Below are 25,546 nucleotides of genomic sequence, written 5' to 3'. Positions count from 1 at the left end.
AAGTTTGCTCAGCAATAATTATCCGACAGTTATTCAGTATGGGAGACAATATGGACACAGCAACAAGCCCAGAGATCGTGCTCAAATTCTGGTTTGAAGAACTCGAACCGAAAGATTGGTTTATGAGTAACGACGAGGTTGACCAGATGATTACTGATCGATTCGAACCTTTACTCAAAAGCGCAGCTCAATCAGAGCTTTATCCGTGGAGAGTGACAGCAGCAGGAAGGCTGGCCGAGATCCTCGTCCTCGATCAGTTTTCACGCAACGTCTACCGCAATACGCCTCAAGCGTTCTCTCAAGATCCACTTGCCTTAGCACTCGCACAAGAAGCGATTGGATTAAAGCTTGATGACGAGCTATCGACAACTGAAAAGTCATTTTTGTACATGCCTTTTATGCACAGTGAATCAAAGATTATTCACCAAAAAGCCGTCGAACTGTTCAGCCAAGTTGGATTGGAGAATAATTATGACTTTGAAATAAAACACAAAGTGATCATCGACAAGTTTGGTCGTTACCCGCATAGGAATGCTATTTTAGGCAGAGAAAGTACGGCTGAAGAAATAGAATTTTTAAAACAACCAAACTCCAGTTTTTAATATAATACGTCAGTTGAAAATAAGGACAGCCCATTGAAAATCGCAATTTTAGACGATTACCAAGACCAAGTAAGGCACCTCAGTAACTTCACAATGCTTAAGGAGCATGATGTTACGGTGTTTACTGATACGCTAAATGATATCGACGCACTCGTAGACAGGCTCGAAGCGTTTGATGCCATCATCTTGATTCGTGAACGCACCGTCATCACGGATGAACTTCTATCGCGTCTGCCCAATCTAAAGCTCATCAGTCAAACCGGGAAAATCAGTAACCACCTCAATCTAGACGATTGCACTCGCCATCGCGTTGCGGTCGCAGAGGGCGTCGGCTCCCCTATTGCGCCTTCTGAACTCGCATGGGCACTGATCTTGGCAACGGCTCGGCGCTTACCCAACTACATAGGTAACTTTAAGCGCGGACAGTGGCAGCAATCTGGCGAACTTGGGCTAGGTACGACCTTACACGGCAAAACAATGGGCATTTGGGGATTTGGCAAGATTGGCCAACGACTCGCTAAGTACGCCCACGCGTTTGAGATGGATGTGGTAGTTTGGGGTAGCGAAGCATCAAGGGAAAAGGCGGTTAAATCCGGTTATCGCGCCGCAGAAAGCAAGCAGGCGTTTTTTAGCCAATGCGATGTCATTTCACTGAACCTAAGACTGAATGAGGCGACTCGGCATATTGTCACTCAGCTTGATCTTGACGCTATGAGGGCGGACTCTATGATCGTCAACATCAGTCGAGCGGAGCTTATCGCACCCAACGCGCTCTATCAAACCTTGGTTAAGCACCCGACAAAGCTGGCGGCAATCGATGTGTTTGAACAAGAACCCGCCAATGAACACAATGAGCCGCTGCTAACGCTGCCTAATGTGGTGGCAACGCCACATCTCGGATATGTAGAGAGAAATAGCTACGAGCTTTATTTTCAATGGGCATTTGAAAACGTCGTGAAGTTCTCGGCAGGCACTCCCGAAAATATTGCCAACCCGCAAGCTCTAAGTTAAGAGCCAAGCCGCGGGGGAGTCAGAAAAGGGGCTAAGCGCCCCTTTGTGTCAGTTAGCCGTTATGAATAGACATTTAGGCGTTGGAGACTTTTTTGTGCCCATCTTGTAGATGAACAAAATCCACGAGATCATCGCCTGAAACTTGGTACGCTTGACCAAATCCTTTTACAAACAAGCCTTGCTCTGGCTTCATGTTGAACAGAACAAAATCTTGCAGTTGGCTTAAGCCATCAATAATTTCACCGAACCGTTGTTGCATCTGTTTGATCACTTGTTGCCACTGCTCTGAATCTCGTTCAACAACGCTAGCAACGGCATCAAATGTGAGACGTTTACGAGCAAAGAGTTGCTTTGAGCTCTCTTCATCCTCAATCATCATAATAGAAACGCTTGGGTTAACTTGTAAGTTGCGCGCATGACGGGCAATTTCCGAAATCAGCACAAAATATCCATCCTGATTTTGAACAAAAGGGGCATAGCTGACATTTGGTCGACTCTGTTCATCAACGGTCGCTAGTTGTAGGGTACGACGCTCTTGGCGAAACTCCTGAATTTCTGGCCCCAGTCGACCTTGCAGACGCTCTTGTTTTACTTGTTGATCCATTATTGACTCCTGACTTCTTTCTACTGAGAGAGGTGACTCTCACTTCAGCTGTTTTTAATAATAATATGACTATTTTCTTAGCGCTTGTTGCCACTGCTTAAACTGCTCAACTTGCTCAGTAATCAGTTCGCGTTTTTCATTGCGCCCTAGGTAAATTTTGAAAATATTGTTTCCTTGAGAGCAAAAGAACCCAAAGTAGTGACTTTCTCGCCCCATGAATGGCTTGCTGACTAGCGCGATGTTTTTCACGTTGTCCAGTTTGAGATGGCCATGCAACTCACCTTCACGCCCCATCAAGTTGTAATAGCCGCGTGCAACCTTTCCTTTTGGAAATGGCGCTTTGACTTCAAAAATAGACCCGAAAGAGTGAACGATTGTTGTCACTGGTCCAAAACCGACCAGTTGCTCAAGTATGGTTTGAGCTTGTTCTCCAGGCGCTAACGCCACCATTTCGTCCGGCAGCGCCTCAACGGCTTGATATTCAGAGATGGCTAAACGCTCAGCAATCGCAGCTGGGAGCAGCGTTGGCTCTTGCTCAATCAGTTGAGCCACTTGTTGTTTGATTGTTTCCATAATATCCACTTATAACGATACTGCTGGTTGTAAAGCAGCCTGTTCTTGGTAAGTTTTCTGTAATACTTGAATACTTGCTTGAGCGAGAGAGACCGCCCAAAAGCGGCCGGCAAGAGTCAATACCAAGTATTGTTCATCGACCGTAACAAGGCCGCGCTGCTGCCAAATCTCAAAAAGTGGTAACAGCAGATCAAAACTTGATTGACCAATAAATGAAGGCAGAGCATCTCGGCGCACTACGCCATGATCAAACCCGGACTTCAGTGCTGAAAACAGCGGCTCTAATGCGTGCTGCTTGGTCATCATGGCAACGGTTGAATCACCGGACTTCATGGCACTCATATACGTTTCGAGTGTGCGGTGGTTCATCATCCCGTACCCGCCGATATTGCCTCCAGCACCACAGCCAATTGGCAGCACTTCTGCATACGTTTTCGCGAGACTGTTGTATTGGCTTCGCTCTCTGTTATCCCGAGCCCAATGATTCACGCTGAGTCGACGAAGGTGGTGTTGATCCATAAATTGGCTGCCCAACTCATACATACTCGCTTTTTCGATCGTGGTCGCTGGAGCCGGAATCTTGCCTTTGTCGACCAAGTTGATCATCGGCGCGTCTCCTCCAACAACTAACTGATACAAATCAAGCCCATGAGCGCCAGTCGCCATAAAGTCGATAAGATCTTGCTCGAAAACTTCCGCCGTCTGATAGGGCAAGCCATACAGCAGATCGACAATGATCGGCGCTTGCTGCGTTGCACTTAAAGACGCGACGCGCTCCATAACATCTTCCCGGTCGTCTAGGCGTTTGGCACTTCGACGGACTTGCGTATTGAAGCTTTGAATACCAAAAGAGAAGCGGTTAAAACCACCTTCAAGGGCGCGCTCAAACATTTCATCGCTAAATCGATTGATACGCCCTTCTAGCGTGATTTCGCAGTCGGTCGATAACGGAAACGAACGCTGAATCGCTTTGCCTAAACGCTCAACCTGCTGAGGAGAAAGATCTGTAGGTGTCCCGCCTCCAATATAGACAGCATGAAACACGCCGGTCTGAGTCCATGGTTGAGCGGCTTTTTGGTCAATCTCGACCATCAGAGCCTCAAAATAGTCATCGACCAGTTTTCGACTGGCCGCATTTTGAAAAAAGTTGCAGAACGTACAACGCACTCGACAAAAAGGAATGTGGATGTACAAGCAGCGCTTTTGATGCTTGGAACCGGGTTGTTGCAACAGTCGATTTAGAGTATGCGCTTTTTGCTCAGGAGGAATTGGCGCCGCCATACCACCGGCATGTGCCGATGTTTTTTGAGGGAACGCATAACGGAGAGGATCAGGAGAGTTCACCCCCGTGATTGGTTCGTCAAATTTATCAATATCTAACATCTAATAACTCTCTCGACGCTTGTCGTCCCTAGCTTCGCGTCGATGTTGTAAAAAACTGCGTGCAATCTTAAATTGGCGATAATGATAATGCAATTGATAATTGATCTTATTTGCGTTGTAAGTAATAATCCTGTTCCATTTTATGAGAACAACATGATGTGAGGGCAAGGTGAATCTGAAGCGATACTCGATAGCAGGAGGCGTATCATTAGCAATACATGCGGCGTTCCTGTTTGTCGCCCATGAATCAAAATCGTTTGCGATGCCAACGGGATCAGATACACCCACTGTGTCTTTAAAATTTGCGCCGACGCCTAGCCCTAAAGTCGAACAAGCTGCGCCGTCTGAGCCTCAAGAAATGCCTCCTGTCGAAAAGGCTGTTGAGCCTCCGCCGCCTGCCGAACCTCCACCAGTAAAGAAAGCGGTAGAGAAGGCGCCGATCGAAAAGCCTAAAAAGGCGGTTAAAAAAGAAAAACCTAAACCGGTCAAAAAGAAGCCTGAAGTTAAAAAAGCGCCGCCTAAAAAGCCGACGCCGGTGAAAAAAGACACACCAAAAAAAGAACAGCCGAAACCGGTTGTTGAAGAAAAGGTGGCGAAGAAGGTTGAAGAGAACAAGCCAGCAAGCAAAGAAGTCAAGAGTGACGCGGCTTCTCGACCTGGTGCAACAGAAAACCCCGTTTTGATAGAGCGCCCTTCATTTTTGACGAAACCACGCGCACCCAAATACCCGCGCATTGCTCAAAAGCGCGGCATTGAGGGGGTCGCTAAGTACGAGATTTGGCTCGATGAAAATGGCAACCAAGTCAAACAAGTTCTTATTTCTTCATCGGGCGCAACCATACTCGATAAAGCAGCACTCGATGCAATCAAGAAGTGGAAATTTTCTCCTCACACTGTGGGCGGAAAAACGGTGGCACATCGAGTAGAAATCCCAGTACGTTTTAAGTTGGATTAACCATGGAACAATTACACACAATACAACAACAACTTGGCTTGATGGCATGGCCACTGATTATTTGCTCAGCACTCACTGTGATGATCATTACCGAGCGCCTCTTTCAAGTCATCATCAGTTTGGGCGTAGGCAAACGAGCGATACGCTCCGAGCTTAAAACGATTTCACCGACCAACGGACAGCAGATAGAACAGCTCGCAGAAAAACTCTCGCCAAGACGACCTCTGCTCTACAAAGGCGTGGCCATGCTTCTTGCTCACCATTCGTTTTCTAAGTCTCTTCGTGAAGATGCGGCTGGCATGTGGTTACAAGAGAAACGCCACCAGCTCAACTCTGGATTACGTCTGCTGACCTTGATCGGTGTGATCAGTCCACTCATCGGTCTGTTGGGCACGGTATTGGGCTTGATTGAGATGTTTAAAGGCGTAGCCGCATCCACTGGGAACATCACGCCAAATGATTTAGCCGATGGTTTAGGCTTGGCGATGCGCACCACTGCCGCAGGTTTGTTGATTGCTCTACCTGCAATCGCTGGCGCTCAGTTACTTGGCCTTTGGGCAGACAAAGTGATGGCGAAACTCGAACATACGCTCAATTACGTCAACCTTTGGCTTGAAGGCATTAGTTTGCAACATGTTTCTCCTGAGCGCGCAATTCACAATATTGAGAGTGCGCCTAAACAGATCCAGCCATCTGAGGCGAAAGCATGATTAAGGTCAAACAGGATGAAAACCGCTTCGGTCTCACCCCAGATCTGACCCCGTTGCTCGACATCATTTTCATTGTGATGGTGTTTTTGATGCTGACGGCCGCAGTGAAATTGGATTCATTGGAAGTTGACTTACCCACGACCGACTCACAAGCCGTGTCTGAGGTTGATAGCAAATCTATTACGGTCAATTTACTGGCTGAAGAACCTTACTGGGCAATCGACAGCAAAGAGTACATCGATTGGGAGAACTTCAAACTCGCGCTGCTCGAGCAACACAAGTCAGATAAAAAACCGATCGTAATCGGTGCAGAGAAAACCGCCGATGTTCAGCATTTGGTCAAATTGCTCGCCTTCCTGCAAGAGAATGGCATTCAAGCCACACAGTTATTGACAGAACAACCTGAAAACTGAGTTCATTATGAAAAAAAACATCCTTAAAACCGTCGCGGCTCTGAGCCTTACCTTTTGTGCGACCTATACGAACGCCAGTGAACGCATTATCAGCGCAGGCAGTGCGGTGACTGAAATCATTTTTGCTCTAGAGCAGCAAGACAAGTTGGTCGCAGTAGATGTCACCAGCGCACTACCCAAGGATCTTGAACTGCCGAAAATTGGCTACCATCGCCGCTTATCGGCTGAGGGTCTGCTCGCTCTTGGCGCTAATCGATTGATTGGTTCTGATGAAATGGGGCCAGACACAACCCTAGCACAACTAAAATCGGCGGGCGTAAAAGTCGATGTGGTCAACACGAAAGCGACACCAGCGGGTTTATTGGAACGCATTGATGAGATCGCACTCATTACTGGTGCCGAGCAACAAGCAGAAAAATTGAAGCGTCAAGTTAACCAGCAGATTGAGACACTCGAGGCGAATCAACCTGAAGTGGGCAAAAAAGTTCTCTTCTTGCTGATTCACGAAGGTCGTCCGGCAAATGTGGCAGGCAAGGATACGACGCCCAATGCGATTATTGAGCTCGCAGGTGGCATCAATCCAGCCGCAGAGCAGCTTACCTCATACAAACCAATGTCGACGGAAGCCATGGTCGAGATGCAGCCTGATGTCATTTTAGTTAGCGGTCGTAGCTACGACAAAATGGGTGGCGCAGAGCAGATTCTTAGCAAGATGCCCCTCTTAGCGGCGACACCCGCAGGCAAAAACAAACGCATTATCAAAGTGGATGGACACGCGCTTGTCGGTGGACTAGGGCTCAAAAGTCTCTCTGAGGCAGAGCGCTTAAGCAAGCTACTCAACTAGAGTCAATCGGATATGTTGTTACGTCGTCTTCCTCTTTCCGCTAGTCTGCTTATTTTTGCGCTTGCGCTCGGTATCACTGCTATTAGCTCCGTTTCCGTTGGCCCGATGTCGATCAGCTTTATGGACAGTATGCGCGGTTTACTCAACCAAACCAATGAGTTAGCCCCGCACATCAACTTAGTTATTCACGAAATTCGTTTCCCAAGAACGCTACTCTGTATGTTAGTCGGGGCTATTCTCGCGGTCTGCGGCACCGTAATGCAAGGGCTGTTTCGCAACCCACTCGCTGAGCCGGGAATCATTGGGGTTTCAGCGGGGGCGTCACTTGGTGCGGCCTTCGCAATCGTGATGTTTGCCGAACTTGCCTCTCAATACCCTCAGTTTATGACGTTGGCTGCGGTTCCGTTATTTGCATTTCTTGGCGGATCTATCACGACCCTGTTGGTGTACAAACTTGGGACGAGCAAAATGGGCACCTCGGTCACGATTATGTTACTGGCTGGGGTTGCGATCAGTGCGCTCTCTGGGGCGGGTATTGGCTACATGAACTTTATCGCCAGCGATCAGATGCTGCGCGATCTGAGCCTTTGGTCAATGGGCTCATTAGCGGGTGCAAACTGGAACAGTATCCTCTTGTGTGCGGTGACACTCATCGCCCTGATGACCATATTCATGCGTAAGTCGATGGCACTTAATGCGTTGTTGCTCGGCGAAGCAGAAGCCAATCATTTGGGCATCCCTGTTCAGTCACTAAAGCGCCAACTGATTCTCTTGACGGCCATTGGCGTCGGTGTAACGGTGAGTGTCTCAGGTATGATCGGCTTCATTGGCCTTGTCATTCCTCACCTTGGCCGCATGCTATCAGGTCCAAACCATCGCTCTTTACTGCCGATTTCGGCGTTAATGGGCGCTCTGCTGTTAACTCTCGCCGATATGTATTCGCGTGTGGCGGTTGCGCCTGCAGAACTCCCGGTCGGCATTGTCACTGCGATCATCGGTGCTCCCTTCTTTATGTTCCTGCTATTTAAACAAAAAGGAAGAATCCTTTGATGAAAAACGTCGTTTTGTCTGGCCGTCATATCTCGATGAAATTTGGCCAGCATACCGTGCTTGACGATATTAATATTGATATTCATGCAGGAGAAGTGACTGCGCTCCTTGGCCCAAACGGCGCGGGGAAAAGTACGCTGCTGAAGCTGTTATGCGGCGAGATTCCTTCTACAAACCACATTGAGTACTTTGGTGAGCATAAGCAAGATTGGGAGCCAAAACAGCTTGCACGTCATTTAGGTATGCTGCCTCAACACAGTACCTTGAGCTTCCCGTTCTTAGCTCACGAGGTTGTCGAGCTGGGTGCAATTCCACTGGATGTACCCAATCAGGAATGCAAGGCCCTTGCTCAAAGATACATGCAAATGACGGAGGTGGCGCACCTCGCTGACCGACTCTACCCTTCGTTGTCGGGTGGAGAAAAGCAGCGTTTGCACCTTGCGCGTGTCTTGGTTCAATTGGACAAGTCAGAAGATCAGAAGATTCTCATGCTGGATGAGCCGACGTCTGCTTTGGATCTTGCTCATCAACACAACACCCTGAAGATCGCCCGTGACTTGGCCGATAAAGAGCAGACTGCGGTAGTCGTGGTATTGCATGATCTTAATCTTGCCGCTCAATACTCCGACCGTATCGTTCTGCTTCACAAAGGAAAACTAGTCACTGATGCGGCGCCATGGCAAGCGCTGACTCCAGAAAATATAGAAAAAGTCTACGGATACCGTTCGATAGTTGCTAAACACCCATCGCTGAACTTCCCTGTGGTCTATCCCGCTCATTAACACGCGGTCATCTAAAGTTGGTGGACGCCGTACCGCCCTTGTCTATACTCAAACAGGAGACAGAGCAAGGGAGTTGTTCAGTATGAAAAATGGTTGGCTGCAAAGCTGGGTTGTGATGTTACTTGGGTTTGCTTTCCAGGCACACGCCAACTTAGATGGCGAGCATCCTACACTCCAAGTGTGTGGTGACGCCATTGACTGGCCACCTTACACCTACATTGATGGTGACGTCGTAAAAGGAAGGGATATCGACATACTCGACGAACTGCTTTCGGAACTAGGGTATGGTTTCGATATCACCATGACGTCTTGGAGTCGCTGCCTCAAAGGAACAAAAGATGGCGACTATCAAATTGCTGTCAGCGCTTCCTACAGTGAGGAACGGGCACAAGACTATCTCTATACAACTTGGTATTACGATATCACGCCTTACTATCTATACTCGACCAAGCGCTTCCCGAATGGCTTGGATATCACATCAGTGTATGACTTAGAGCCATACATCGTGTGCGGCATTCACGGTTACAACTACTCTGATTTTAAACTCGACAATGTGAATCAATTCTCGATCAGTATTTTTGAGGCCGTTACCGAACTCCACAGTCTCAACTGCGATGTGTTTATCTCATGGCACGAAATTCTTGATGGCATGAATAACGTGTGGGGCATCAACTATGTTCAGGACGACATTGTTGCAATGCCCATCCCAGACATGGAAAAACATAAGTTCTACATGCTGATATCCAAACATTTCCCCGATGCGGTGGCACTTCAAGAAGCCCTCAGCCGAGCCATGGTCAGATATCAGTAAGTTTCAATCACAGCAGTCGGCGACGTAGTCCTGCTTTTTCAAGGATTCGCGTCGAGATCTCCTCCACCGAAAGTGAACTGGTGTTGATGTAGGGGATCGCTTCTCTGCGAAACAGCGCTTCGACACTCGCCAGCTCAGTTAAGCATTGCTCCGTGCTCGCATAATCACTGCCCGCCAAACGATTCTCCCGGATCTCAGTGAGGCGCTCTGGATTGATGGTTAAACCAAAAAGCTTATGGCGATGAATTTCGAACTCAGGAAGCAAGCGTAAGCGCTTTATGTCTTCCTCGATAAATGGGTAGTTTACGACACGCAAACCAAACTGCATCGCCATGTACAAACTGGTGGGTGTTTTGCCACTGCGCGACACCCCAAGCAGAATGATATCGGCTTGCTCCAAGCCTTTGAGCGTGATGCCATCATCGTGCGCCAAGGTGTATTCAATGGCGGCAATTCGGTCAAAGTAGGTGTCCGAGTCTTTATCCACACTTCGCGAACGCTGCAACTTGGGCTTAGGTTTGAGCTGAATGTCGTCTTGCACTTTTTGAACGATGCTTTCGAGTACGTCATAACAGTATGCAGGCGCATCCAATAGCGATTGACGGATCTCAGGAATCACAATAGAGAAAAACACCAACGGCTTCACTCCATTTTGACGGTAGGAAATGTCGATCTCTTTAAGTAAGTCCGACAATTTGTCTTCACTTTCTACGAATGGAAAGGTTTTTTCATTCGCTCTAAACGGAAATTGTCCCAGAACAACATGCCCTAAGGTTTCACATGTTATGGCCGTTCCATCAGAAACATAGAACACATCACGACTTTGACTATCAATTTGCATGTTTTATTTAAACTTTAAAATTCTTTTGAGTAGGATGGTAACCATAATATCGATAATAAAACCCGGCTGACTATTATGTTCCCCACAGCTTTGAAAATTTGTTAAGAATTTTTTAAGCCAACACGTAATCGTTTGCCTCTTCCCTACAAGCTGCAATGTTTCTGGAGAAAGACATGCAAAAGAACACCCTCTGGTTCAATAGCCTATCCATGGATGATGTTGATAAGGTCGGCGGTAAGAACGCTTCACTTGGTGAGATGGTCTCTAATCTTTCCAATGCTGGTGTATCAGTACCCAACGGCTTTGCAACCACATCGTTCGCTTTCAATCAATTCCTTGATTTTGAAGGCTTGGATGAGCGTATCCATCAATTACTTGATGAATTGGACGTTGATGATGTTGAAGCCCTGCGCAAGACAGGTGCCACCATTCGTCAATGGGTTTTAGAAGCCCCCTTCCCTGCGGATCTCGAACAAGACATCCGTGACAACTATCAAGAGCTGACCGACAACCACCCTGAGGTGTCTGTTGCCGTCCGCTCATCAGCGACCGCCGAAGACCTTCCAGACGCGTCGTTCGCTGGTCAACAAGAAACCTTCCTCAACGTAAAAGGCATCGATGCTGTTTTGGAAGCAACCAAACACGTCTATGCGTCGTTGTTCAACGACCGTGCGATCTCATATCGAGTACACCAAGGGTTTGACCACCGTGGTATCGCACTGTCTGCGGGCATTCAGCGTATGGTTCGTTCAGATAAAGCGTCATCGGGCGTCATGTTCACACTCGATACAGAGTCTGGCTTCGACCAAGTGGTGTTCATCACCTCTTCTTGGGGCTTAGGTGAAATGGTGGTTCAGGGTGCGGTTAACCCTGATGAATTCTACGTTCACAAGCCAATGCTAGAAGCAGGTCAACACCCAATTGTTAAAAAGACTTTCGGCTCTAAGCAGATCAAAATGATCTACTCAAATAGCCAAGAGATCGGCAAACAAGTGGAGATCATCGACACTTCGGTAGAAGAGCGCAACGCCTTCTCTCTAAATGATGAAGAGATCAAAGAGCTAGCAAAACAAGCGATGATCATCGAGAAGCACTACCAGCGTCCTATGGATATTGAGTGGGCTAAAGATGGCATTGACGGTAACCTCTACATCGTACAGGCACGCCCAGAGACAGTCTGTTCTCAAAGCGAGCAAAACGTGATTGAGCGTTACGAGCTCAGCAACAAAGCAGATGTATTGGTTGAAGGTCGTGCAATCGGTCAACGCATCGGTAAAGGTCCAGTGCGTTTGGTGGATTCTTTAGACCAAATGTCACTGGTTCAAGATGGCGACGTGCTAGTCACAGATATGACTGACCCTGACTGGGAGCCAGTGATGAAAAAAGCGTCTGCCATTGTCACTAACCGTGGCGGGCGTACTTGTCACGCAGCAATCATCGCACGTGAGCTTGGCATTCCTGCAATCGTAGGTTGTGGTGACGCCACCAGCAAACTAACCGACGGTGAAACCGTAACCGTTTCATGTTCCGAAGGTGAAACAGGCTACGTTTACCAAGGCGAGCTGGATTTCGAAATCAAACGTTCTGCGGTCGATGAGCTTCCACTGCTGCCAACCAAAGTGATGATGAACGTGGGTAACCCAGACCGCGCATTCGACTTCGCTCAAATTCCAAACGAAGGTGTCGGTCTTGCGCGTCTTGAATTCATCATCAACAAGATGATTGGTATTCACCCGAAAGCGCTGTTGAACTTCGATGCGCAAAGCGATGAGCTAAAAGCTGAAATCACTGAGCGTATCCGTGGCTACAAAGATCCAATCGATTTCTACGTGAGCAAGCTAACCGAAGGCATTGCGACCATCGCGTCTGCGTTCTGGCCAAAACGTGTTATCGTGCGTATGTCTGATTTTAAATCGAACGAGTACAGCAACTTGGTGGGCGGTAAAGGTTACGAACCACATGAAGAGAACCCTATGCTGGGCTTCCGTGGTGCCTCTCGCTACATTTCACCTGTGTTCGAAGACTGTTTCGAACTAGAAACTCAGGCAATCAAACGCGTACGAAATGAAATGGGGCTGAAGAACGTTGAAGTGATGATCCCATTCGTGCGCACACCAAGCGAAGCGGCATCGGTTATCGACCTTCTGGCAAAATTCGATCTGCGCCGTGGCGATCAAGGTCTTAAAGTCATCATGATGTGTGAGCTGCCGTCTAACGCGGTGCTTGCTGATGAGTTCTTGAAGTACTTTGATGGTTTCTCAATCGGTTCGAATGACATGACGCAGCTGACGCTGGGTCTTGATCGCGACTCTGGTGATGTTGCCCATCTCTTTGATGAGCGCAACCCAGCCGTAAAAGCGATGCTTAAAATGGCGATTGATGCTGCGACAAAAGCAGGAAAGTACGTGGGTATCTGCGGTCAAGGGCCATCAGACCATGAAGACCTTGCCGAGTGGTTAATGGCGCAAGGGATCAGCTCAGTATCTCTCAATCCAGATACGGTGATCGACACGTGGCTCAAACTGGGTAAAGTCAGCCAGTAGTGACCACTAAAAAGTAGAAAGGCGGCTAACATAGCCGCCTTTTTTCTGTCTCTCAATTAACCCGCTTGGTTAGAATCGCTTACGTTGGCAAGCGATCTTTCTTGCTCTTTGAGCATGGCATTTAGCTCATCACGACGCTGATTAAAGGCCGCCATTTCTTTCTTAGGTACAGAGCTCGCCATCGGAATGTTTGCCTTCATCGCGTTAACTGCTCGCCCGCGATCGAGCAATTCATAGTGTATATGCGGCCCTGTCACTCGTCCTGTGGCGCCTGACAGGCCAATGCGTTGACCTCGAGACACTTTCTGCCCTTTGCGAACAAGAATTTTACTCAAATGCAGATAACGTGTTTTGTATCGGCTGCCATGTTGAATCACAACATAATTACCCGCGTAGGGGTGCTTACGAGTCATGATGACCACCCCATCCCCCGTAGACACAATTGGTGTTCCGGTTGGCGTAGCCCAGTCGGTACCATTGTGCGGCGAGACGCGCCCAGTAACCGGATGTTTACGATGCGGATTGAAATGCGAGCTCAAACGGTATCGGCCATTGACAGGCTTACGTTGAAAGGCGCGCTGCAAACTTTCTCCGTTTTTGTCGTAATACTGTCCATCAGTGTGGAGATAAGCCGTCAGCTCTCTGCCTCGATTCACAATCTTCACCGCTTGAAGCTCACGATTGCCAGTAAAGACACCATCAACAAACTGTTTTGATTGAACCACTTCAAACTTGTCACCCGCACGCAGATCTCTTGAGAAATTAATTTTCTCTTTTAGCAGGCTTACCACCTGATTGATCTCATTGCTACTCAACCCCAGCGCGTAGGCAGACTGGGAGAAACTGCCTTTAATGTCACCAACTAGGGCAAATGAGCCCCACTGTCCTGGAATTTTGACATCTTCAAAACTGTAACTGCCGTCGTCAAGGCGTGTATAAACGGCGCTCTCCACTAGGCTAAACTCTAGTTCCATTTTCTCGAGGATGGAATCATGCTCCCCTTTCCAAAAACGCAACACGTTGCCAGGCTTTAAAGTATCTAACGCGAGATAGTTCAAGTCGGTCGCCATCACATTCATCAACTGGCTGTAGCCAAAACCGAGTTGGTCAAAAATTGTGCTTAAGTTGTCGCCTGGCTGAACGGTGTATTCATAGTCAGGAAGGTCAACAATCTCTTGCTCGGTTTGAAGAATATCGGAAACAATTTGCGACTCTGGAATGGAAAGATCAATTGTACGAGTGAGTGAGTTACTGTCATTGAATGAAGATGCAACGACAATAGCCAAAATTGGCAGACTGAGAAGTGACCACTTCTTTCTTTTCGAAAGCTCACTTAGGCGAGTATTAATTATTTTCGCACTCACAACTGTACCCTTTGCTACTCTATGAAAGCGCTAAGAGTACGAATTTATCCGTGCCTTGTCACCCATCGAATGTCAAAGTTAGATCAATAAGAGGTGCTCGAAAGCACCTCTTTACGTTGTTTCACTGTTTAGGCTACTGATAAGTGGTAATTAAGCCGTTATCCTCACCAAATCCATTGGGCTTATATTGATCAGCATGGGGGTCGTTCACCCATTTCTCGTTATCAACGAGATAGCGAAATTCAAACTCGCTGCCCTTTGGTAGCCGAGTCTTAAATTTGTATGACTTCGACTTGACGACTTTTTTCATTTCAGCAGGTTGCCAGCCGAGAAAATCGGCAACAATCGATGCCGTCTTGCCTACCTCTGAAGCGGGCAACTCAAAGGTCACTTCCACTTCATCCTTGGTTTTAAAATAGCGCTTATTGATCATCTTTCACTCCCTTAACAACAAACAATAAAATAAAGGCTATTTCAAACAATAAGCAACCTTGGTCATATTTACAACTTGATTTAATCCGCTGGCTGAAATTTACCTTTATTTGATAAGGCAAAAACTCGATGGTTTGATGCTGTTGGCACTTGGGCCATCGACTGTTCGGCACCGTGAGATAAGTACTCAAAACGTATGTTTTCTTGCTCCAGTGTGATGGATTGGAGCACCACTCGATCCCCCAACAGTTCACTATCTTTTAGGACCATACGCTTTAGCGCTCTATCGTAGTAGAAGTACGCGGCATACGTGAACACCCCGCTCCCCTGATTCGAAACCGTCAAAGCAGACACATAATCGGTTGCAGAAAGTTGAGTTAACCATTGGATGTTGATTGAAACTGAGCCACGCTCCGCCCCTGCATCGTAATTTCCCGAAGCAACTTGACTGGCCTCATCGTACTGGTTGATAAAACTAAACGCATGGGTATTTGGCACCTCAACCGTCCATGGATTTGGCGTAGACAAGTCAAAAATGGCTTTAAGGATCGGATCCGCCGCTTGCTGCTGGCTTGGAAACTTAGCCAAAATCTCTTCATCGCTCAAACTAAAGCGATAGATGCCCGCAACTGCCACAATGATAAGCATAACGATAGGTATCAATAAGATAAGTGGAATGGGGAGACGTCGCTTTTTCATTTTGTTCTCTTTCAGCTCTTAAAGGTGAGTCATGTTACATTACGCGCCCTTCACATTTGACTGATTCTCACTAACTAACCTAAAAATAGTGACATGAGTAGTAGAAACTGGCGGGGATTGGAGAACTCATGAAGAGCGACAAAGTGATTCGAACCGCAGAATGCAGCTGTGGACAAGTTTTTCTCACCTGTAATGGCGACCCAGAAAGAACATCCATTTGTCACTGCTTCGAATGCCAAAAGCGAACAGGTAGCGTATTCGGTGTTCAAGCTCGCTTTAAGAAGGGACAACTGAAATACAGTGGAGAAATGGCGAGCTATGTGCGTATCGCCGATTCGGGCAATCAGGTTCACTACCACTTCTGTCCGAAGTGCAGTACCACCATGTTGCTCGCACTGTCCTCTTGTCCAGATGATTGGATAGTGCCTGTCGGTGTTTTTCATCAGCAGGATTTACCTTTACCCAGCTTTTCAGTTTATGAGGAACGACAACATCAGTGGGTAAGATTTGATTGCCAGATGGAACACGTCCAATAGCGTTTGGTTTTAAACCGATATGTTGTGCAAGATCAATGGATACTGCTGTTGCTGGCTGCCGCGTAGATCTATAATCAGCGCCTAGTTTCAAGAGGCAGAACTGTGATATCTAAGTTACCAAAATGGGTAGAATATGGAGCATTTCTACTTGCACTACTCGCTGGTGCTGTCAATGCAATAGGATTGCTCGGATTCCAACACCAAGCCGTCTCCCATATTTCTGGAACGGTAACACTACTCGGTACCAGTATCGAGGCGTTTGACAGCCAAACGTTTCACCTGTTTATGGTCCTGTTTAGCTTTCTACTTGGCGCGACGCTTAGCGGACTTTTCATAGAGTCGACCGCACTCAAACTCGGACGTCGCTATGGCGTCGCACTCTGCATAGAAAGCGCGCTTCTACTCATCGCCTACTGGATGCTAAAAGAAGGTCACATTAGCGGCCAATACTTTGCCTCTGCCGCCTGTGGATTACAAAATGCAATGATTACCACCTTCAGTGGTGCTGTGGTCCGTACCACACACATGACAGGAATCATTACCGACCTCGGCATTATGATCGGCGCACGTTTACGTGGCGAGTATTTTGACTATCGCAAAGCTAAGCTGTTTTTGTTTATCTTTTCGGGCTTCCTGTCCGGGGGAATAGTAGGGGCCAAACTCTTTTCCGTATACGCGATATCGGCGCTACTGGCCCCGATCGCTTTCGCGCTACTTCTCGCATTTAGCTACTGGGGTTACTTGTGGTTAAAACGCACACAAGAAGATCGAAGTCACAAATAACATCAAAAACCAAATTTATTAACAATAACATTACAAAAATCCATTATCATGCTCCATAGCAAAACTATAAGTTGAATATTTAACGATGATTAATGAATAGTATTGCAAGGAAAATAAAAAGGCGCTAACCTTGCGCCTAATTGACCGAATATGGATGTTTAGTGAATATATATGCCAGATTGACTGGCTATACTATTGACTAGTAGTAACTCGAGAAATGTAATGTCAGATAATACTCAAACCATTAATCAGCCTAAACCTAAAGGCAACTTTTGGATGTTTTTCATCCCTTCAATCATTGGCTTGTTCCTGTTCATGGCGCCTATTAGCTACCAAGGGGATATCACTATCCCGGTCGCAGTATTGGCAAAGAGCATTCAAGCCCTATTTGGAGACTACCTTGTTGGGATGATCACAAGCATCATCGTCTTCATGGCAACGGCATCCTTGCTATGCCGCATCAAAAATCCATCATTCATCGCTAACAACACATTTTTAAACGGCTTGTTTAACCCATCTCCACTTTGGCTAGCGGTTCGAGTGATTGGTGGCCTAGCAGTTGCAATGACTTACTTCCAGTTTGGTCCTAAAGCCATTTGGGAAGAAAACACTGGTGGCTTGGTGTTAGAGGGTCTCCTTCCAACGTTATTTTCAGTCTTTATTTTCGCTGGCCTATTGCTTCCTCTGTTACTCAACTTCGGTCTACTGGAGCTGTTTGGCACGCTCCTCAGCAAGGTAATGCGACCACTTTTCAACTTGCCAGGACGTAGCGCAATTGACTGTATGGCTTCTTGGTTGGGCGATGGTTCAGTGGGTATCCTACTTACCAGTAAGCAATATGAAGGCAAGTTTTACACACAACGTGAAGCCGCTGTTGTGGGTACGACTTTCTCTGCCGTATCAATTACATTTAGCTTGGTTGTGATCGCGCAGGTAGAACTGGAACACCTATTCTTACCGTTTTACGGCGCTATTTGTTTGGCGGGTTTTGTTGCAGCTGTAATTATCCCAAGGCTGCCGCCACTGAGCCGCAAGAAAGATACATTTATTGATGGTACTAAACCCAACGCTGAAGCAGATGCGATTCCTGAAGGTCACTCGACATTTTCTTGGGGCATGGAACTCGCGCTGAAAAAATCTAGCCAAGTAACATCCGTGAAAAGTGTTTTCGGCGAGGGTGTGCGTAATGCCGTTGACATGGTGTTTGGCGTGCTTCCAGTCGTGATGGGTTTGGGTACTATTGCACTTGTCATTGCCGAATACACATCCGTATTCGCTTTCTTAGGCCAACCATTTGTTCCGTTCTTAGAGCTGTTACAAATCCCGGAAGCCGCAGCTGCGTCTGAAACGATTGTAGTCGGTTTTGCGGATATGTTTATCCCTGCTATTTTGGCAGCCTCTATCGACAACGAGATGACACGCTTCGTAATTGCGGCAATGTCTGTTACCCAGTTAATTTACATGTCTGAAGTGGGTGCACTGCTTCTGGGCAGTAAGATCCCAGTGAACATTTTCGAACTGTTTGCGATCTTTATTCTCCGCACGCTGATTACTCTCCCAGTTATCGCGGGCGTCGCCCATCTCATTTTCTAACATGAGCGAATCACCTTCGATTAGCCCCTCTTTATGAGGGGCTCTTTGTAGCAAAATCAAAACAGTTTTCATTCTGTCTAGGTAACATTGGATTTGTACTACAAACTAGAAAAAGCGAAGCGACCACTATTAACTCGACTTATACTTAATGATATAACGGTTAATTAAGGATAATCTCACCCGGAGGGACTATGGCGAAGCTGTTTGGCTTATTTTTTCTCATTGCTAGCTTTCAAGTTATGGGCTCTCAACTTGTTATTCGCGTTCCAGAGAAAAGCCCCGTCACTCTTACTCATCAGCAAATTGAATCTAATTTTGAGCCGGTTACGTTCCAGACTAAACTCCCGTGGTTCGAAGGTAGTAGGTCGTTTACGGGCTTCAAGATCACTTCGCTGTTGGACTACCTACGCATCACCGATGTGTTTTCTTTGTCGTTTATCGCCCTGAATGACTATGCTGCCTCATCTCGAGTTGAAGATATTCTGCAATATGAACCCATCATTGCCTATGAGATGAACGGCAAGAAAATGAAAGTAAGGAATAAAGGCCCTTACTGGCTGATCTTCAACCTATCTCGCCATCCAGAAATTGATAACGCCTCTTTCCATTCGCAGATGGTGTGGCAAATCGATGAAATCATGATACATAGACGAACTCATGATCAATAACCCGAGCAGCACGCACATATCTCCCCTACTTTCTCGAGCCAAGTTTTTGTTGCTCGTACTATCCGTTGTTTTGATTGTTGCCAATCTCTATCTACTCACCGCAACTCGGCATTTGGCAGATTCGTACTCTGCAAGGCAAAATCAAGCAACCTGGTTTTTGTTTCAGCTCACCAAAGAGTTTTCTGAACTGAGTGCAATCACGCCATTTTCACCACAAAGCCCAGAGTATCAAAACCAGACCTTATTGAAATATGAGCTGACTTGGAGTCGCTTCGATTTACTCCTCAACAGTAAAGAAGCCGATAGCTTTATTCGCCTACCAGGAGCAAAAAGTTTCTTTGAAACGCTATTTACTAACTTTAAACAGCTTGAGCCAGAGCTAGAATTGATTGATCACCCATACTACGCAGACAAGGTTGGTCAACGTATTTCAAATTTGTACATGTCGATGATCCAATACATCAACACAAACTTCCGGATTCAAAGTCCACTTTATCAAGAACAAATGAAGCAAGCGGAAATGCTGCACCATGCTCAAGTCGCACTCCTGATATTGCTGATTATCTCCGCCACTCTTGCAGGTTACATTATCCATTTAGAGGCTAAGCATCATCGCGCGCTTTCTCTTACAGATTCGTTAACAAAAATAAGAAATAGGCTCGCGCTGTTTAATGACCTCAACAAACATTTATTAGAGCAAAAACGCTTTACCATTTATCTGTTAGACCTCAATGGCTTCAAACAAGTCAACGATAAACACGGTCATCAAGCGGGAGATAAAGTATTAAGGGAAGTAGCGGGACGTTTACGACAGCTCAGATTACCTTGCTATCGAATTGGAGGGGATGAGTTCGCTTTACTCGACTTCAGTGGTACGAAGAGTGATGTTGTGCTTGCTCGGATACACAGCTGTTTTGGGCAGAAAATATCCATTGACCACGATAATGATGCGTTGTTAACAACAAGTATAGGCATCGCAACCTATCCACAAGACGCGATACAAATCAACCAATTGATCTCTATCGCAGACAGCGAGATGTATCGGATGAAATTTGAGGAAAAGCAAGCATTGTAAGATCGATATGATTAGTCAAACCAACGCTTATTTACTCAACCGTTTAGACCAACTTAGACATGCCTTTTCCAACAGCTCGTAACTTTTTCTGAATGCGTCTATGTCCTTACCGATGGGATCTTCTATCTCGCCGACACCAATCCATTGGCCCAACAGCAAAGCCTTAGCTCGAGCGCCACGACCTATTTGGGCTACCTGTTCCAAATGCTCATGTGTCATCACCAATATCAGGTCGCAGTCGTCAATAAGCTCACTTGTCAGCTGTTTTGCCTTATGATTTGAGAGGTCCAATCCGTTCTCTTTCGCGACTATTCGAGAGTTGTTAACGGCAGGGTGAGCGGACAAATCATGGTGATCCACAAGCACGCCAGCTGAATCAATGGCTATGTTGGGTAATAAGCGACTGAGCAATACCTGAGCTAAAGGAGAACGGCAGATATTCCCCGAACAGACAACAAGCACTCGTTTAAACATCAGGAGACACCTTTACTTTCTTCGTGTGTTTGGAAGATTCTGTCACTTTCACAGGCAAACTGCCAACCGCGGGTAACACTGCCGTAGCATTGGCGAGGAAAAGAACGAGAATAAAAGTCGCTGCATTTGCCATTGGCTGCAAGTTGAAATCAACACTTATATGAATCAACATACCGATAATTGCCATCATACAACCGAGGGCCACCCCCTTCATCGTTTTACTATGCCTGTTTCGGATGGTATTGAAAGTTCGCCACAACGAATACAGCACAATTGAACCCAAAAGCAAAGTGGCGGGAATCCCCGCTTCTACCATAAATTGAACATAATCATTATGGGCATGATCGTAAAAGCCAATATCTGCTCTAGAGTACATTGGAAATATCGTATAAAAGCTAGCCATGCCTGTTCCGGTAAACGGAAAGTCTCGGATAATATCCAGTGACCATATGACGACCTGATCTCGAGACTCAGCATCGAGTGAAGTTTCTACCAATCGTTGCTTCACTTTCTCTAAACCAAACAAAGCACCAACGACGATTGTATCGATAGCAATCACGCTCCCTACCAAAGCAACAAGAGCTTTGGGTTTATGTTTATAGAACAGCAAAGCAATCATTCCGCCAATTGTCGTGGCAGCAAAAAAGGCAGTATTTCCCATTCGAGAGCGTGTCATCACCAAAGCAATAACCATTATAACAAGGCACAAACGAAGCAGCATTTTATCGCTAAGTAAGCCTTCAATAAGACGCTTAACAAAGACAAACTTTGAACCGGATTCAGTAGTATGAAGCTGTGAGATGATCAGCCCTAATCCTAGGCAGAGAGACATCATCAAATAGTTTGCTAGATGATTCTTATATACAAACGAGCCTGTGGCGATTCCATTTTGGCGATAACCAAAGACTGGGCTTTCAACCACGTCAAGCAAAACCATCATTGCAGCATAAAACGCTTGTACGGTTCCGCTAATCACTATAGCAACAACAATTGCTTTTAACCTTCGACTCGAGTTAACCAAAAAAATGGCATTAAACACCAACAATGTATAGGTAAGGCCTTTAAACAAAGAGACGAGTGACATTCTCGAATCTAACGAAATGAAGCCTGTTGGAGCCTCAACCAATTGGTATATCTCAGAACTTTTGGGCGAAACTAAACTAAGAATTGACCAATCTAAAGGAACAGTTTGAAGGAAGACCCAGAATTGAAAAGCGACTAAGCCAAACACTAGAAGCCCGTAGTGTTTGACATGCTCAAATGGCAAATTTCCTTTGTAGGAGACTATTAATAGTAAGGATTGTAGTGCGAGCCACATTTCAGCAATAGCCCATGCCCAATCGCGATTACTGCCTAAGGGGATAGGTAGCCAAACAATCAATGCGATAAGAGAATAAAAAGTAAACTTCTCAAGTTTATTCATTTAAAAGGGGTCCGGAAACGTACTAATGGTGGAAAGCAGTAGAAGAATAGTGAGACAAAAATTAAAGCCCAGCGGGCGCCGGGCTTTATGGAATACTAGTTAGGAGAGACTACGCCCTCACCACCGCCTCCATTACTACCAACAGCAGGTGCTGAAGGAGGAGCAATAGTTGTGATAGTCTCAGCTGCATTCGTAGCAGCGGTCTCAATACCTGCTGCTGTTGCCTCTGCGATCTGAGTCGGGTCAATACCAGATAGAAGCGCCGCAGTAGTAATTATCTCGTTACTAATACCAGCGTCACGAGCAAACTGAGCAATTTCTTCTGCACGCTCTGGAGCCACAGCAAAAGCGGCTTCAATCGCGACTTGAGGATCCACATTTTCGCTATTTAGCAACAACGCTAAAATATTGAGCACAAAATCTGGGTTTTCTTGATAAACAGACTGCATAACTTCGCTGCTTGGCGTCTCGCCTAGTTGAGCTTCAATTGTCTTCAATGGTTGAGCTGTTTCAGCTAATACACCTGATGACCATAGCAAGGCAGTTAAGCTGAAAATAGTAATAGGAGTTTTCATGAGTCTTCCTTGGGTTATCTTAACTCTGTAAGACCAAACCGATTATTTGGCACCAACTGACATATAATACTTGGTTTACACACTACATTTGTTCTCATTAATTGGAATGTAGCAAAAATAAACGCTCTGTTTTAAAGGCAAGCATCAAACTTTAACTTGTTAAACGCCAACATGTTACAAATTCTCTGCTTGCCAGGTGAATAAAATATCATCTTGTTCAACTCAGTCCGATATCTCCAGCTTTTCGCAAGCGTGAGCAGTTGAGTCGTAGCCTCGATTCGCTGTGCATCTTCTACTAACAACCAGTTGGAATATACATAGTCAACATTTAACGATAACGTTGTATATAAATGAGGACCAAATTCGTTCGACTTCTGCATTCGCGACTCAGATTCTAGTTCGTCGCCGTATGACATAGCAATTTTGGCCAGCTCTACATGCGTGTTCGACCAAGTGGGACGAAGATACGAACTTGAAACGAACAGTTCATTAGCCAACGAGGTGCTCTCTAAATCATTATTTGCGTAACCTTGCCATCGCAATAAGTGAGCAAAAGCGTTTAGAGAATGGGCAGTAGTAATAAGCACGTTTGATTCTGGTAGCTTCAAAGTTAGCTCTACGTGTCCCAGGCTCTCAGCTGAGCTACCTTGAAGGGTATTCACTCTTTTTTCTGCCGCGCCCACATTGAGTGCATTAAATAAGTACCTAACACTCGATGTAAGCAAAACAAACGAAAGCAAAATAAATAATAAAGAGTAAAGCTTACGCATCATCTTTTAGACAATTTTTCTTTGATAAGTAGCCAAGCAAATTTTGAGTTGGTCACTAAGTATCGTTTCCACATTCTACGCGGCTCTTGGATTACCCTATAAAGCCACTCAAGCCCCGCATTTTGCATCCACGTCGGTGCACGATTAACTTTGCCGGCAACCACATCAAATGTTCCACCGACTCCCATCACAAAGTTAACACCAAGTTTATCTTGCCACTTATTGATAAAGTTTTCTTTCTTGGGTGAAGTAATCGCAACGAATAATAGCTTAGCGCCAGACTCTCGAATTTTATTAACGACAGCCTCCTCATCATCCCAGAAATAGCCATGGTGTACCCCGACTATTTTTAGGTTTGGGTGTGTTTCTTTCATACGCCTTGCCGTTTCTTCAACAACTTCTTGTTTGGCGCCCAAATAAAAAACCGGAAACTGCTGAGACTCAGCCATAGCGTTAAGATTGTGAAACAAGTCGACCCCGGCCACACGCTCAGGTATTTTGTGCCCTAAAAACCTTGCTCCCCAGACAACACCCATTCCGTCAATATTGATGATGTCACACTCTTTAATACTACAAGCAAGAGTATCGTCACTGCGCATGTTGACTAATTTGGCAACATTGACGACGACATGCTGGGTAAACAGGTTTTGCCTCACTCTACCTTCAATTTGCGCTACGGTATCTTGCATAGTCGCAGAATCCATTGGGCTATCTAAAAAATTAATTCGTTCCATGTTCTTCACTTGTTGCATTCAAATAATAGGAAAGTGCGTAATACATCCATGCCTGTGTCCAGCGCATATAGTTGATTTTATTGGTATGTGATTTGCTTTTTTGGTACACGAACTGAGCCTCATCTGGCAAATAGAGTGTATCAAAAGCACGTTCAATAACTTTTTTCACCAAATTCAAATCACTAGCACCGTCACCTAACTTCAGAAGAGTAATTATTGCTTGCGAAACCGAGTGGGGATCAAGAGGATAAGGGTTGTTGTTGTAATACTTAGCGGTGCCATCACTATCAATGAGGTTTTCACGATAATACTTTAAGCCCTTATCGATTGATTGATCAAACTCATCGGTAGACAGAGCCTGACGAATAATATGTAGGGCCTCAAGATTGTACCCAGTATGAAAACCATCGATAAACTGATGGTGATGCCTTGAGCCATATACCCATGAGCCATCTTCGGACTGCTCGGATACAGACTGCTTTGCTACACGAATAGCAAGGTCACGATACTCTTGGTTGCAGGTTTCCTGTGAAACTACAGCTACCCACGCCGCAGCCCAAAGACTAGCATTGTGAACAAAAGTGGTTTCTCCAGGGATATAAGCAAAAAATGCTCGATCATCTGCTTCGGTATAAAGCGTATTAACGATAAAATTTGCGGCATCTAACGCTTCATCTCGAAACCGTTTAGCCTGCTCAGGCTGAGACGACTGAATCTCTTTAGATAGCTTGTAGAGCGCTTGCGCGACATAAATCGTGGTGATGACGTTTGGCTTACCTTTAGGTACGTAGAATGCGCGCGCCTTCCAATCAAAATGATAGCCCCAACAAGCATGTTGCCACTCGGATTTATCACATTGTTGAGTTAACAACCAATTGCCCAAATCTACCGCATCAAGGAGGAAAGACGCTTCGCCTGTACGTTGATAGTCTTCAATCATTCCCAAAATAAACAAACCAATTCCTTTCGGATTGCGCTTTTGAGGGACACCGAGTACAGGCCTGAAATTAATATGAGACCGTTTGAACAATTGTATCCAAGCAAGACCAAACGTTGTGTCTTTTAAAAACTGGAAGACATCGAACAGTTTGCTATTTAAGCCATCGAAGGGGTCATAGCCAGAATAGTCGTTGAGCATAGAGCTCTGATAAATAGCAGAATGGACTGTACTAATATTCACAAATTGTCTCCTAACTGACTTCCTTTACTAACTTCAAGTATTTAACACATTTACGAGTGTGACTATAGATAACAAGATCTCGGAACAACACACTCCAATGTAAACTAGCTCATATACT

General features: G+C 45.9%; 27 protein-coding genes. 15 read left to right on the top strand and 12 right to left on the bottom strand.

All coding sequences use genetic code 11. From position 1 onward, the window contains the following. The first annotated feature begins 50 nt into the window (after positions 1 to 50). Together U9J37_RS18945 and U9J37_RS18940 are read left to right on the top strand one after the other, a co-directional pair. A complete protein-coding gene (locus U9J37_RS18945; protein WP_043886582.1) occupies positions 51 to 602 on the top strand; it encodes a DUF924 family protein in 552 nt (183 codons plus the stop codon). Between the two features lie 33 nt (positions 603 to 635). Then, entirely contained in the window at positions 636 to 1,613 is a 978-nt protein-coding gene (locus U9J37_RS18940; RefSeq protein ID WP_043886583.1) for a D-2-hydroxyacid dehydrogenase family protein, read from the top strand. Positions 1,614 to 1,686: 73 nt separating this feature from the next. On the opposite strand, the gene hutZ is transcribed toward U9J37_RS18940, so the two are convergent. The 3 genes from hutZ to hutW form a co-directional block, all read right to left on the bottom strand. Further along, positions 1,687 to 2,217, bottom strand: a complete 531-nt coding sequence (gene hutZ / locus U9J37_RS18935; protein WP_005470114.1) for a heme utilization protein HutZ — start codon at positions 2,215 to 2,217, stop codon at positions 1,687 to 1,689. 69 nt (positions 2,218 to 2,286) lie between these two features. Beyond that, positions 2,287 to 2,790 carry a heme utilization cystosolic carrier protein HutX gene (gene hutX / locus U9J37_RS18930; protein WP_005470156.1) on the bottom strand — a complete coding sequence of 168 codons (504 nt, stop codon included), beginning with the start codon at positions 2,788 to 2,790 and terminating at the stop codon, positions 2,287 to 2,289. A gap of 9 nt (positions 2,791 to 2,799) precedes the next feature. After that, positions 2,800 to 4,173, bottom strand: coding sequence for a heme anaerobic degradation radical SAM methyltransferase ChuW/HutW (gene hutW, locus U9J37_RS18925; RefSeq protein ID WP_005469917.1), 1,374 nt, complete (start codon positions 4,171 to 4,173; stop codon positions 2,800 to 2,802). Between the two features lie 169 nt (positions 4,174 to 4,342). Between hutW and U9J37_RS18920 the strand changes: the two genes are divergently transcribed. The 7 genes from U9J37_RS18920 (at position 4,343) to U9J37_RS18890 (ending at position 9,738) form a co-directional block, all read left to right on the top strand. Next, positions 4,343 to 5,128 carry an energy transducer TonB gene (locus U9J37_RS18920; protein WP_043886584.1) on the top strand — a complete coding sequence of 262 codons (786 nt, stop codon included), beginning with the start codon at positions 4,343 to 4,345 and terminating at the stop codon, positions 5,126 to 5,128. 2 nt (positions 5,129 to 5,130) lie between these two features. Further along, complete coding sequence (locus U9J37_RS18915) at positions 5,131 to 5,838, top strand: MotA/TolQ/ExbB proton channel family protein (RefSeq protein WP_005469941.1); 708 nt, start codon at positions 5,131 to 5,133, stop codon at positions 5,836 to 5,838. Next, complete coding sequence (locus U9J37_RS18910) at positions 5,835 to 6,251, top strand: ExbD/TolR family protein (protein WP_005470062.1); 417 nt, start codon at positions 5,835 to 5,837, stop codon at positions 6,249 to 6,251. The genes U9J37_RS18915 and U9J37_RS18910 overlap by 4 nt, the downstream gene beginning before the upstream one ends. 7 nt (positions 6,252 to 6,258) lie before the next feature. Beyond that, entirely contained in the window at positions 6,259 to 7,095 is an 837-nt protein-coding gene (locus U9J37_RS18905; RefSeq protein ID WP_005469940.1) for a heme/hemin ABC transporter substrate-binding protein, read from the top strand. 12 nt (positions 7,096 to 7,107) lie between these two features. Next, on the top strand, positions 7,108 to 8,145 hold the full coding sequence (locus tag U9J37_RS18900) for a FecCD family ABC transporter permease (protein ID WP_005470017.1): 1,038 nt from the start codon (positions 7,108 to 7,110) through the stop codon (positions 8,143 to 8,145). Continuing rightward, complete coding sequence (locus tag U9J37_RS18895) at positions 8,145 to 8,927, top strand: heme ABC transporter ATP-binding protein (protein WP_005470180.1); 783 nt, start codon at positions 8,145 to 8,147, stop codon at positions 8,925 to 8,927. Before U9J37_RS18900 ends, U9J37_RS18895 begins: the two co-directional genes overlap by 1 nt. An 82-nt stretch (positions 8,928 to 9,009) precedes the next feature. Then, a complete protein-coding gene (locus U9J37_RS18890; protein WP_005470127.1) occupies positions 9,010 to 9,738 on the top strand; it encodes a substrate-binding periplasmic protein in 729 nt (242 codons plus the stop codon). Positions 9,739 to 9,745: 7 nt separating this feature from the next. Here U9J37_RS18890 and U9J37_RS18885 read toward each other — a convergent pair whose 3' ends face one another. Continuing rightward, a complete protein-coding gene (locus tag U9J37_RS18885; protein WP_005469955.1) occupies positions 9,746 to 10,579 on the bottom strand; it encodes a posphoenolpyruvate synthetase regulatory kinase/phosphorylase PpsR in 834 nt (277 codons plus the stop codon). A gap of 173 nt (positions 10,580 to 10,752) precedes the next feature. Here U9J37_RS18885 and ppsA point away from each other — a divergent pair, with 173 nt between their 5' ends. Continuing rightward, positions 10,753 to 13,122, top strand: coding sequence for a phosphoenolpyruvate synthase (gene ppsA / locus U9J37_RS18880; RefSeq protein WP_043886585.1), 2,370 nt, complete (start codon positions 10,753 to 10,755; stop codon positions 13,120 to 13,122). Between the two features lie 56 nt (positions 13,123 to 13,178). On the opposite strand, the gene U9J37_RS18875 is transcribed toward ppsA, so the two are convergent. The 3 genes from U9J37_RS18875 to U9J37_RS18865 all read right to left on the bottom strand — a co-directional run bounded on the left by U9J37_RS18875 (position 13,179) and on the right by U9J37_RS18865 (position 15,617). After that, positions 13,179 to 14,486, bottom strand: coding sequence for a peptidoglycan DD-endopeptidase ShyA (locus U9J37_RS18875; protein ID WP_083794636.1), 1,308 nt, complete (start codon positions 14,484 to 14,486; stop codon positions 13,179 to 13,181). A gap of 133 nt (positions 14,487 to 14,619) precedes the next feature. Continuing rightward, positions 14,620 to 14,919, bottom strand: a complete 300-nt coding sequence (locus tag U9J37_RS18870) for an isoamylase early set domain-containing protein (protein ID WP_005470189.1) — start codon at positions 14,917 to 14,919, stop codon at positions 14,620 to 14,622. An 80-nt stretch (positions 14,920 to 14,999) separates the two neighbouring features. Beyond that, a complete protein-coding gene (locus U9J37_RS18865) occupies positions 15,000 to 15,617 on the bottom strand; it encodes a hypothetical protein (RefSeq protein ID WP_043886586.1) in 618 nt (205 codons plus the stop codon). A gap of 128 nt (positions 15,618 to 15,745) precedes the next feature. On the opposite strand from U9J37_RS18865, the gene U9J37_RS18860 reads away from it, so the two are divergent. From U9J37_RS18860 to U9J37_RS18840, 5 genes are all read left to right on the top strand, one after another. Next, positions 15,746 to 16,153, top strand: coding sequence for a GFA family protein (locus U9J37_RS18860; RefSeq protein WP_005470008.1), 408 nt, complete (start codon positions 15,746 to 15,748; stop codon positions 16,151 to 16,153). A gap of 102 nt (positions 16,154 to 16,255) precedes the next feature. Further along, the gene (locus U9J37_RS18855) at positions 16,256 to 16,936 is read left to right on the top strand and encodes a YoaK family protein (RefSeq protein ID WP_005470286.1); all 681 of its coding nucleotides are present in this window, start codon (positions 16,256 to 16,258) and stop codon (positions 16,934 to 16,936) included. Between the two features lie 222 nt (positions 16,937 to 17,158). After that, positions 17,159 to 18,529: a YjiH family protein gene (locus U9J37_RS18850; protein WP_005469926.1), complete on the top strand. Its 1,371-nt coding sequence runs from the start codon at positions 17,159 to 17,161 to the stop codon at positions 18,527 to 18,529. Positions 18,530 to 18,720: 191 nt separating this feature from the next. Continuing rightward, complete coding sequence (locus U9J37_RS18845; RefSeq protein ID WP_005470183.1) at positions 18,721 to 19,197, top strand: putative pterin-binding protein; 477 nt, start codon at positions 18,721 to 18,723, stop codon at positions 19,195 to 19,197. After that, positions 19,187 to 20,272 carry a GGDEF domain-containing protein gene (locus U9J37_RS18840; RefSeq protein WP_005470102.1) on the top strand — a complete coding sequence of 362 codons (1,086 nt, stop codon included), beginning with the start codon at positions 19,187 to 19,189 and terminating at the stop codon, positions 20,270 to 20,272. The genes U9J37_RS18845 and U9J37_RS18840 overlap by 11 nt, the downstream gene beginning before the upstream one ends. Before the next feature lie 27 nt (positions 20,273 to 20,299). On the opposite strand, the gene U9J37_RS18835 is transcribed toward U9J37_RS18840, so the two are convergent. The 5 genes from U9J37_RS18835 to U9J37_RS18815 form a co-directional block, all read right to left on the bottom strand. Further along, positions 20,300 to 20,746, bottom strand: a complete 447-nt coding sequence (locus U9J37_RS18835; protein ID WP_005469918.1) for a low molecular weight protein-tyrosine-phosphatase — start codon at positions 20,744 to 20,746, stop codon at positions 20,300 to 20,302. Beyond that, positions 20,739 to 22,169, bottom strand: coding sequence for an O-antigen ligase family protein (locus tag U9J37_RS18830; RefSeq protein WP_005470298.1), 1,431 nt, complete (start codon positions 22,167 to 22,169; stop codon positions 20,739 to 20,741). Before U9J37_RS18830 ends, U9J37_RS18835 begins: the two co-directional genes overlap by 8 nt. Before the next feature lie 95 nt (positions 22,170 to 22,264). After that, positions 22,265 to 22,744, bottom strand: coding sequence for a hypothetical protein (locus U9J37_RS18825; protein WP_005470081.1), 480 nt, complete (start codon positions 22,742 to 22,744; stop codon positions 22,265 to 22,267). A gap of 769 nt (positions 22,745 to 23,513) precedes the next feature. Continuing rightward, positions 23,514 to 24,248: a WecB/TagA/CpsF family glycosyltransferase gene (locus tag U9J37_RS18820; RefSeq protein ID WP_005470297.1), complete on the bottom strand. Its 735-nt coding sequence runs from the start codon at positions 24,246 to 24,248 to the stop codon at positions 23,514 to 23,516. Further along, positions 24,235 to 25,386, bottom strand: a complete 1,152-nt coding sequence (locus tag U9J37_RS18815) for a hypothetical protein (RefSeq protein ID WP_005469957.1) — start codon at positions 25,384 to 25,386, stop codon at positions 24,235 to 24,237. Before U9J37_RS18815 ends, U9J37_RS18820 begins: the two co-directional genes overlap by 14 nt. Positions 25,387 to 25,546: the final 160 nt, after the last annotated feature.

Source organism: Vibrio sp. 16 (assembly GCF_963681195.1).
Classification (GTDB): domain Bacteria; phylum Pseudomonadota; class Gammaproteobacteria; order Enterobacterales; family Vibrionaceae; genus Vibrio; species Vibrio sinaloensis_D.
Note: the sequence above shows the minus strand (reverse complement) of the source record. Positions and strands in the feature narration are given on the sequence as shown.

Coding starts and splice junctions, on each gene's coding strand:
- U9J37_RS18945 (WP_043886582.1), top strand. CDS start 51: ATGGACACAGCAACAAGCCCAGAGATCGTGCTCAAATTCTGGTTTGAA.
- hutZ (WP_005470114.1), bottom strand. CDS start 2,217: ATGGATCAACAAGTAAAACAAGAGCGTCTGCAAGGTCGACTGGGGCCA.
- hutX (WP_005470156.1), bottom strand. CDS start 2,790: ATGGAAACAATCAAACAACAAGTGGCTCAACTGATTGAGCAAGAGCCA.
- hutW (WP_005469917.1), bottom strand. CDS start 4,173: ATGTTAGATATTGATAAATTTGACGAACCAATCACGGGGGTGAACTCT.
- U9J37_RS18915 (WP_005469941.1), top strand. CDS start 5,131: ATGGAACAATTACACACAATACAACAACAACTTGGCTTGATGGCATGG.
- U9J37_RS18910 (WP_005470062.1), top strand. CDS start 5,835: ATGATTAAGGTCAAACAGGATGAAAACCGCTTCGGTCTCACCCCAGAT.
- U9J37_RS18905 (WP_005469940.1), top strand. CDS start 6,259: ATGAAAAAAAACATCCTTAAAACCGTCGCGGCTCTGAGCCTTACCTTT.
- U9J37_RS18900 (WP_005470017.1), top strand. CDS start 7,108: ATGTTGTTACGTCGTCTTCCTCTTTCCGCTAGTCTGCTTATTTTTGCG.
- U9J37_RS18895 (WP_005470180.1), top strand. CDS start 8,145: ATGAAAAACGTCGTTTTGTCTGGCCGTCATATCTCGATGAAATTTGGC.
- U9J37_RS18890 (WP_005470127.1), top strand. CDS start 9,010: ATGAAAAATGGTTGGCTGCAAAGCTGGGTTGTGATGTTACTTGGGTTT.
- U9J37_RS18885 (WP_005469955.1), bottom strand. CDS start 10,579: ATGCAAATTGATAGTCAAAGTCGTGATGTGTTCTATGTTTCTGATGGA.
- ppsA (WP_043886585.1), top strand. CDS start 10,753: ATGCAAAAGAACACCCTCTGGTTCAATAGCCTATCCATGGATGATGTT.
- U9J37_RS18870 (WP_005470189.1), bottom strand. CDS start 14,919: ATGATCAATAAGCGCTATTTTAAAACCAAGGATGAAGTGGAAGTGACC.
- U9J37_RS18865 (WP_043886586.1), bottom strand. CDS start 15,617: ATGAAAAAGCGACGTCTCCCCATTCCACTTATCTTATTGATACCTATC.
- U9J37_RS18860 (WP_005470008.1), top strand. CDS start 15,746: ATGAAGAGCGACAAAGTGATTCGAACCGCAGAATGCAGCTGTGGACAA.
- U9J37_RS18850 (WP_005469926.1), top strand. CDS start 17,159: ATGTCAGATAATACTCAAACCATTAATCAGCCTAAACCTAAAGGCAAC.
- U9J37_RS18845 (WP_005470183.1), top strand. CDS start 18,721: ATGGCGAAGCTGTTTGGCTTATTTTTTCTCATTGCTAGCTTTCAAGTT.
- U9J37_RS18840 (WP_005470102.1), top strand. CDS start 19,187: ATGATCAATAACCCGAGCAGCACGCACATATCTCCCCTACTTTCTCGA.
- U9J37_RS18835 (WP_005469918.1), bottom strand. CDS start 20,746: ATGTTTAAACGAGTGCTTGTTGTCTGTTCGGGGAATATCTGCCGTTCT.
- U9J37_RS18830 (WP_005470298.1), bottom strand. CDS start 22,169: ATGAATAAACTTGAGAAGTTTACTTTTTATTCTCTTATCGCATTGATT.
- U9J37_RS18825 (WP_005470081.1), bottom strand. CDS start 22,744: ATGAAAACTCCTATTACTATTTTCAGCTTAACTGCCTTGCTATGGTCA.
- U9J37_RS18820 (WP_005470297.1), bottom strand. CDS start 24,248: ATGGAACGAATTAATTTTTTAGATAGCCCAATGGATTCTGCGACTATG.
- U9J37_RS18815 (WP_005469957.1), bottom strand. CDS start 25,386: ATGCTCAACGACTATTCTGGCTATGACCCCTTCGATGGCTTAAATAGC.